Source organism: Lentzea roselyniae (assembly GCF_039537795.1).
In the GTDB taxonomy this organism is placed as follows: domain Bacteria; phylum Actinomycetota; class Actinomycetes; order Mycobacteriales; family Pseudonocardiaceae; genus Lentzea; species Lentzea atacamensis.
In genome coordinates, this window is the sequence record NZ_BAABBE010000134.1 from 1 (window position 1) to 811 (window position 811).

Annotated in this window: 2 protein-coding genes; both read left to right on the forward strand. The window is 68.6% G+C overall.

Features of this window, described 5'->3' with window-relative positions:
- The first annotated feature begins 63 nt into the window (after positions 1–63).
- Positions 64–498 (forward strand): cupin domain-containing protein, encoded by a 435-nt coding sequence (locus ABFX45_RS46200; RefSeq protein ID WP_346137430.1) that lies wholly within the window; start codon positions 64–66, stop codon positions 496–498.
- On the forward strand, positions 495–811 hold a 317-nt coding region (locus ABFX45_RS46205), incomplete at its 3' end, for a cupin domain-containing protein (protein ID WP_346137431.1). The genes ABFX45_RS46200 and ABFX45_RS46205, both read left to right, overlap by 4 nt.

Here is an 811-nt window from a genome sequence, read left to right on the forward strand (position 1 = left end):
AGGAGCTGGAGGCACGCGAGCACCTGCGTGTCACAAATCAGCCGGGTGTCCGGTCTAGCTGACATGAGCCACGAACACACTCATCACCTGGAGAACCCCGACAAGAGCGGCCCGCCACCGAAGATCGAGGTCATCGGCACCGTGCCGGGAGCCCCGCAGATCCCGGACGGCGCGGAAGCCATGACGATCCTCGTGACACTGCCGCCGAGCAGCCCCGGTGCACCGCCACACCGGCATTCCGGTCCCGCGTACGGCTACGTCCTCAGGGGCGCCATCGTCTTCGAGCTCGAAGGCGAGCCGGAGCGGGTCGTCCGCGCGGGCGAGACGTTCTGGGAGCCGGGTGGCGACGTCATCCACTACCAGGACGGCAACCACCTCAGCGAGGAGGAATCCGCTTTCGTGGTCACGATGTTCTGCGCACCCGGCCAGCCGATGCTGACGGTGGTGGAACCGGACGAGCTGGAGGCGCGCAAGCACCTCCGGGCGCCGCGTCCGTGAAAACGTCGTTGACCGCGTTGGCGCACAACCACCTCACGTTGGCGCGAGACGCTTCGAGCGGCCGCAGTGCCGCGACTGTCCACGGTGGACGCGAGCGGGCGTTGCGGCAGACGGTGATGGCGCTGCGGGCCGGCGAGCACATGCACGAGCACGAACACCCCGGTGAGGTGACCGTGCAGGTGCTGCTCGGTCACGTGCGCCTGGTGGCCGGGGGAAACTCGTGGGAGGCCCTGCCCGGTGATCTGCTGACGTTGCCCGAGCGCAGGCATCGGGTGGAGGCGCTGGAGGACAGCGTCTTCCTCTTCACCACGGC

What these genes read in the sequence shown, in the direction of transcription:
- ABFX45_RS46200 (WP_346137430.1), top strand. Translation starts at nt 64, where the DNA reads ATGAGCCACGAACACACTCATCACCTGGAGAACCCCGACAAGAGCGGC.